5 protein-coding genes are annotated in these 7,132 nt (G+C 44.1%); all 5 read right to left on the bottom strand.

What is annotated here, in order from left to right:
* Positions 1 to 12: 12 nt before the first annotated feature.
* Positions 13 to 1,020: a substrate-binding domain-containing protein gene (locus VSQ61_RS20690; RefSeq protein ID WP_334346256.1), complete on the bottom strand. Its 1,008-nt coding sequence runs from the start codon at positions 1,018 to 1,020 to the stop codon at positions 13 to 15.
* A 57-nt stretch (positions 1,021 to 1,077) separates the two neighbouring features.
* Positions 1,078 to 2,043, bottom strand: a complete 966-nt coding sequence (locus VSQ61_RS20685; RefSeq protein WP_334346255.1) for an ABC transporter permease — start codon at positions 2,041 to 2,043, stop codon at positions 1,078 to 1,080.
* 25 nt (positions 2,044 to 2,068) lie between these two features.
* The gene (locus VSQ61_RS20680; protein WP_334346254.1) at positions 2,069 to 3,595 is read right to left on the bottom strand and encodes a sugar ABC transporter ATP-binding protein; all 1,527 of its coding nucleotides are present in this window, start codon (positions 3,593 to 3,595) and stop codon (positions 2,069 to 2,071) included.
* A 42-nt stretch (positions 3,596 to 3,637) separates the two neighbouring features.
* Positions 3,638 to 4,684, bottom strand: coding sequence for an NAD(P)-dependent alcohol dehydrogenase (locus tag VSQ61_RS20675; protein ID WP_334346253.1), 1,047 nt, complete (start codon positions 4,682 to 4,684; stop codon positions 3,638 to 3,640).
* Positions 4,685 to 4,993: 309 nt separating this feature from the next.
* The gene (gene ftsH, locus VSQ61_RS20670) at positions 4,994 to 7,108 is read right to left on the bottom strand and encodes an ATP-dependent zinc metalloprotease FtsH (RefSeq protein WP_334346252.1); all 2,115 of its coding nucleotides are present in this window, start codon (positions 7,106 to 7,108) and stop codon (positions 4,994 to 4,996) included.
* Positions 7,109 to 7,132: the final 24 nt, after the last annotated feature.

The raw sequence follows: 7,132 nt of genomic DNA, 5'->3' as shown, positions 1-7,132 counted from the left end.
TTTATTCATTTACTATTTTGTGTATTCTGCTATATTATCGCTGGTCAGCAGAATCGGATCGATATTATAAACATCATCTACTGCTTCACCCTTAGCCATCATCAGTGCAACATCAATGGTTTTCTTTGCAATACTCTCTACATCCTGCAGAACGGTTGCATCCATCTCACCTGCTGCAACAGATGTCTTAGCAGCATCAATCGCATCAATGCCAATTACGAAGATTTCGCCCGCTTTGCCTGCATCAGCAATCGCATCATATGCACCAAGAGCCATCTCATCATTATGTGCTACGACAGCATTAATCTGCTCACCCTCAGGCGTCTGCAGCCAGGTCTCCATCAAATTCATTCCCTCATCACGGTTCCAGTTTGCTGGCTGTGTATAAATCACTTTGATATCCGGATAGTTTTTCAGCACATCATTGATTCCGTCATTTCTCTTAAGTGCAGCGGAAATTCCTGTAGGTCCTTCAAGGATTACAATATTGCCTTTTCCCTCAAGTTTCTCTGCCATCCATTCCATTTCCATCTGGCCTGCAATAAAGTCATCTTGTCCAACAAACGGGCAAACGCTCTGATCTGCTATCTCACCCTTTGTAACCAGAACCGGAACTCCTGCCTCGATGGTAGACTCTGCTGCCACCTGGCAAGCTGCCGCATCATAGGGCTGAATAATAATACAATCTACCCCCTGAGTAACCAGTGTCTCACATTGGGAAACCTGATTTTCTCCAACGCCCTCACCATCTAAAAGCAGGAAATTAATGCCAAGAGATTCTGCATAATCTTTTGCTGCTGTGGTGCATACCGCATTGGATTCATTCGCCAAGTTGCCGTCTACCCAGGCAATCGTATAGCTTCCATCAGCTCCTTCATCTGCTTCCGGCTCCTGGGCTTCCGGTGTTTCTCCCTCCGCTGCCGGTGCATCTGCTGCAGGCGCCTCTTTACTTCCACACCCCGTTAACAAGGCTGCAGCCATAGCTGTACTTATCAATGCCGCCAAAATTTTCTTTTTCATGTAAAATCCTCCTTTAGAATTTTAAAATATTTTATAATATCTGCCTCCAGGCAGTTATTACTCTTTCTTTCTATCTGCCAGTACTGCCAATAAAATTATTGCCCCCTTGATAATCTGCTGATAATAGGAAGATACATTTAGTAAATCCAAACCATTTGTCAAAATACCCACAACCAGAATGCCGATAAAGGAACCAAATACACTTCCTTTTCCTCCCGATAAGCTTGCACCTCCAATAACAGCAGCCGTAATGGCATCCAGCTCATATCCGTCACCGCCTGCCGGCTGTCCGGTCTGAATTCTGGAAGAAAGAAGAAGACCTGCAAAGGCTGCACAAAAACCACTGATCACATAAACTAAAAATTCTACTCTTTTTACATTAATTCCAGATACTGTTGCCGCCTGCTTATTTCCTCCGATAGCAAATACATGCCTCCCATACTTCGTGTATTTCAACAAAAAGGTTCCTGCAAGCAGAAAAGCTGCGTAAAGAACAACCGCTACCGGAACAACTCCCCAGGATGCACGGCCAATATATTTATAGGCATTAGAAACCCCAGTAACAGGACGGCCATCTGTAAATACATATACAATACCTCTGACAATGGTACAGGTAGCCAATGTGGCAATAAATGCCGGAATATTCGCAAATGCAATAAAAAATCCACTGAAAGCTCCACAGGCAACACCTATAAGCAGTCCTACTGAAATTGCTGCCAGAATTGGTGTCGTTGTTCCATCTTGAGCTAGGCTTGCTGCAAAGCAGGCTGACATAGCTACAATTGCTCCTACAGATAAATCAATTCCGCCTGTAACTATAACAAAGGTCATACCAACTGCCAGAATTCCATATACAGAATTTTGTTTAAGAATATTAAACAAATTTGTTACTGTGAGAAAGGAACTAGATGCAATGGAAAGTGTGACAAACAAAACCAGCAGTGCAATGTATACGCCATATTTTCCCAAAATAGTTTCTATTCTTACACGATTACCAGTATCTCTCCCAATATCTTTATTCATTAATCCTAATCCTTTCCGACTTTGTTCAGCCCACTGCTTTTTGATAATTTCCGCCCTCACCGATTGCATATGCCATCAGTTCGTCTTGATTTAATTCATCCCGATTAAATTCACCGGTTATTCGCCCCTCATGCATAACAATCACTCGGTCGCTCATACCCAGGAGCTCCGGAGTCTCAGAAGAAATCATAATAATGCTTTTTCCTGATTTTACCAGCATATCCATCAGCTTATAGATCTCTGCTTTTGCCCCAATATCAATTCCTCTGGTTGGCTCATCCATAATAATCAGATCGGGATCACCCATAAACCACTTTGCAATCACTATCTTCTGCTGATTTCCACCGGAAAGAGTACCTGCAAGTGTATTTTGTGAAGAGCACTTAATACTAAGCTTCTCAATCAGATCCCCGGCTGCTTCTTTTTCCTTTTTAAAGTCCAGTAAAAAATGCGCCTTCAATATCAAATCCATGTATGTCATAGATATATTGTCTTTGACAGAAGCAATCAAATTCAAACCAGATATTTTGCGGTCCTCTGTTATATATGCCATTCCATTTGCAATCGCTCTTTTTACAGAATTAATAGGTTTCTTTTTCATCATAACAGTCCCTGTATCCGGCTTATGCAAACCAAAGACGGTGTCCATAACCTCTGTCCTTCCAGCTCCCATCAGACCGAAGAATCCAAGGATCTCGCCTCGCTTTACCTCAAAATCAACCTGCTGGAATTCATGCTCTCTGGACAAATTCCTTACCTCAAGAAGTACCTCCGATTTATCAAATTCTGCCGTCTGCTCTGCATCTTTAATAAAAACATTTTTCAGTTCACGGCCTACCATCATATTGATAAGTTTTTCATGAGTTACCTCCGATGCAGCCAGGCTTCCAATCCATTTTCCATCTCGAAGTACGGTAATCTGATCTGTCAGCTCATAAATCTCATCCATTTTGTGGGAGATATATACAATTGATTTGTCCTGCGCTTTGAGCTTACGAATGATTTTGAAAAGCTGCTCTACCTCCCTGTCTGTAATAGCAGAAGTAGGCTCATCCATAATAATAATATCTGCATCGAAAGCAAGAGCTCTTGTAATTGCTACCATCTGCTGCTGCGCTGTACTTAGATTCTTTATCTTTTCTTTCGGAGAAATACTTATCTCCAATTCTGACATCAGTTCTGCAGTGCGCTTCTGCATCCCCTTCTTATCAACAACAATTCCTTTTGTCCTCTCCCGTCCTGCAAATACATTTTCTTCCACAGTCATCTCCGGTACAAGATCCAATTCTTGGTGTACCATGGCAATCCCTTTTTCCAGAGCGTCTACCGGATGTTTCGCCAAAAAAGGCTTTCCATCAAAAAGAATTTCTCCCCTATCCGATGTATAGATCCCTGCAAGAATTTTCATTAATGTGGATTTACCCGCACCATTTTCGCCTACCAGCGCATGAACCTCTCCCCGCTTTAAAAAGAGCGAGACATCATCCAACGCTACAACACCCGGAAATTCTTTTCTGATATTTTTTATCTCCAATACATATTCGTTCGCCATATTCTACTCCTTATTGTTCTTTGGCTGCCCCCGAATCATGTGTTAGCTGATCTTAATCACTGCTTTCACAATATCAGCTTTATTATTTACACTGCTGTCCATGGCATTCTGAACATCATCCAATTCAAAGGTATTGGTTACGATCCCCTTTAAATTTACCTTTCCATCCGCAACTGCCTGAATAGCTAACGGATAGATATGTCGATAGCGGAATACAGACTTAATTGTAATCTCTTTGTCAAGAACCATTCCCATAGGCAGATTCATGTCACCGGAAGCACTATAGCCTACCTGAACTATTGTGCCTCCTTTTACCAGCATCTCAATTCCCTGGCGGGCACAAATCTCTGTTCCAGAGGTTTCAATTACTAAATCACAACCTCTTCCGTTCGTTAAATCCATAATCTTGCTTACTGCGTCAGTCTCTTTTCCATTTATAATTCCGGATGCTCCCAATTCCATAGCTTTTTCTAATCGTTTCTGCATAATGTCAACCACATAAACAGTTGTTACACCCAGCGCTTTTAAAGCCAGCAAAGAAGAAAGTCCGATGCACCCTGCTCCTGTCACCACGGCAGTCTGTCCCATATGTGCATCTCCCTGACGCGCTGCGTGAAAACCAATAGACAAAGGTTCAATTAAAGCCCCCTCCATAGTGCTTACATTGTCCGGCAGCTTAAAGCACAGCCCTGCCTCATGAGCTACATATTCCTGAAACACACCATCTACCGGAGGTGTGGCAAAAAAGATTACATCCGGGCAAAGATTATAGCGTCCGGTACGGCAAAATTCGCAATGGCCGCAGGTTTTACCCGGCTCCAAAGCAACTCTGTCTCCTGCCTTTAAATGTGTTACATTCTTTCCCGCCTCTACAACAGTACCGCCAGACTCATGTCCTAGTACAAAGGGCGGTTCCACAATATAATTTCCGATTCTTCCATGCTCATAGTAATGAAGATCAGAACCGCAGATTCCTACATATTCAATCTTTACCAATACCTCATCTTCCTTCGGAACCGGAATAGCTCTTTCTTCAAATCCCATCTTTCCAATATCCAGCATAACTGCTGTTTTCATTTTTCCTTCCATATTATCCTCCAACCTTTTACTGTTTTTAAAGTAATTTTAAAATTAATTTTTAAATCAAACTTATTAAGTTTGATTTATTATCTCACTATTTTAACTATATGTCAACAATTATTTTTTGTTTTTTTATTCAATTCAACCATGATGTAGTTCATCGCTGGAAATATATATTTATGTAGCTCTCAAGTTCCATAGATGTTATCCTCTCAAAAACCAATCTTACAGGTTTACCACATGCAAGCTTTTCTGCACAAAAAAGAGCCATTCATTTGAATGGCTCAAATACCTTTATTATTTAACAGCTCAATAATCTCAGCGCACTTCTCTCGCTGTCACAACAGGAGACTCGGCCTTTTTCTCCTCTGCTGTATCCCCCGGATTCTCTGCTGTATCTTCTGCATCATCCGGCTTCTCAACTGGCTCTTTCGGATCCGCATCCTCCGGATTATCAACTGCCGGCTCTTCGGATGTTTTGTCCAGCCTTTCTTCGGATCCCGTATTCTCCTCAGATCCCTCCTCGGCCTTCTTCTCTGCGTCTCCTTCCTCCGGTTCCGGAATCCCTTTGGCTTCCCGGAAAATCTTCATAAATTCCTTGCCTGTAATGGTTTCCTTCCGAATCAGGAATTCTGCAATCTTATCCATGACCTCCCGGTTTTCACTCAGAAGCCGCTTGGCCTCCTCGTAAGATACCTTCAGGATCTTCATAACCTCCTGATCCACCTCGGCCGCCGTAGCATCTCCGCAGTTCATGATCGTACGTCCGGTTAAGTATTCATTCTCCTTGGTCTCCAATCCCATCAGACCGAACTTTTCGGACATACCATACTGTGTCACCATAGCTCTGGCAAGACGGGTTGCCTTCTCAATATCATTGGCCGCTCCCGTCGTCACTGTATCAAAGACAATCTCCTCTGCCGCGCGGCCGGCCAGAAAGCCTATCAGCATGGCATCGATCTCTTTTTTCGTATTCAAATACTTTTCTTCCTCCGGCACCTGCATCACATAGCCCAGAGCCCCCATCGTGCGGGGCACAATGGTAATCTTCTGTACGGGTTCCGCATCCTTTTGTAAAGCGCTCACCAACGCATGGCCTACCTCATGATAAGACACAATGCGGCGCTCTTCCTTGCTCATGATGCGATCCTTTTTCTCTTTTCCTACCAGCACTACTTCCACTGCTTCAAACAGATCCTTTTGAGATACGGCCTTCCTCTTATTCTTCACCGCAAGAATGGCCGCCTCATTGATCATATTCGCCAGATCCGAGCCAACGGCTCCGCTGGTTGCCAGAGCGATTTCTTCCAGATCTACCGTCTCGTCAATATTCACATTCTTGGCATGAACCTTTAAAATATCCACACGGCCTTTCAGATCCGGTCGGTCCACAATAATACGGCGGTCAAAACGGCCCGGACGAAGAAGTGCCGGATCAAGCACTTCCGGACGGTTGGTGGCACCCAGAACCAGGCAAGCCGTATGGCTGTCAAAACCGTCCATCTCAGCCAGAAGCTGATTCAGTGTCTGCTCCCGCTCATCATTTCCTCCGCCGTAGCGGGAATCACGGCTTTTACCAATGGCATCAATCTCATCTATAAAAATGATACAGGGGGAATGCTTCTTTGCCTCTGCAAACAGATCCCTTACACGGGAAGCACCCACGCCCACGAACATTTCCACAAAGTCGGAACCGGACAACGAGAAAAAGGGAACGTGAGCCTCTCCGGCTACTGCTTTAGCAAGGAGCGTCTTTCCTGTTCCCGGAGGCCCTACAAGAAGTGCTCCTTTGGGAAGCTTTGCTCCAATTTCCGCATATTTTCCCGGGTTGTGCAGGAAATCCACTACTTCCTGAAGAGATTCCTTGGCCTCTTCCTCACCTGCCACATCCTTGAAGGTAACTCCCGTTTCCTTTTCAATATATACCTTGGCTTTGCTTTTGCCGACGCCCATGCCCATCATGCCGCCGCCACCCATTTTACGCATTACGATACCAAAAATGAGCCATATAAGGGCAACGGGAAGCAGAAAATTGATAATTACTGAGAGAACCATCTCCCGCATATCGCTGATAGGCGCACCGTGCGTCACTCCTGCTTCAAGCAGCTTCTCCTCCAATTGATAATCCGGCATGATGCCCGTGGTATAAATCACGTCACCGCCTCTGGCATTCTTCTCCTTGGCTACGATCTTAATCTGATTGGAAGTCATCTCGACACTTTCTATCTCGCCATTTTCCAGCATTTCTATAAACTCATCATAAGTAATGACCGTACTGCTGGAACCCATTCCGGTGAGATAACTCCAGGCAAGCATAGCAACCATGGCGGCAATGAGAATCATTAAAATGTTTTGCCGGTTTTTGGGATTTTTATTGTTGTCCCCACCGCCGTTGTTATTACCCGGGCGGTTGGAATTGTTGTTTTCTTCCATCTTTCTCCTCCTTGTATCTGTCAC

The organism is Candidatus Merdisoma sp. JLR.KK006 (assembly GCF_036941035.1).
Lineage (GTDB): Bacteria > Bacillota > Clostridia > Lachnospirales > Lachnospiraceae > Laedolimicola.
Note: the sequence above shows the minus strand (reverse complement) of the source record. Positions and strands in the feature narration are given on the sequence as shown.

Excerpts from the sequence above, each read along its gene's own strand:
- ftsH (WP_334346252.1), bottom strand. The coding sequence starts at position 7,108 with ATGGAAGAAAACAACAATTCCAACCGCCCGGGTAATAACAACGGCGGT.
- VSQ61_RS20680 (WP_334346254.1), bottom strand. The coding sequence starts at position 3,595 with ATGGCGAACGAATATGTATTGGAGATAAAAAATATCAGAAAAGAATTT.
- VSQ61_RS20675 (WP_334346253.1), bottom strand. The coding sequence starts at position 4,684 with ATGGAAGGAAAAATGAAAACAGCAGTTATGCTGGATATTGGAAAGATG.
- VSQ61_RS20685 (WP_334346255.1), bottom strand. The coding sequence starts at position 2,043 with ATGAATAAAGATATTGGGAGAGATACTGGTAATCGTGTAAGAATAGAA.
- VSQ61_RS20690 (WP_334346256.1), bottom strand. The coding sequence starts at position 1,020 with ATGAAAAAGAAAATTTTGGCGGCATTGATAAGTACAGCTATGGCTGCA.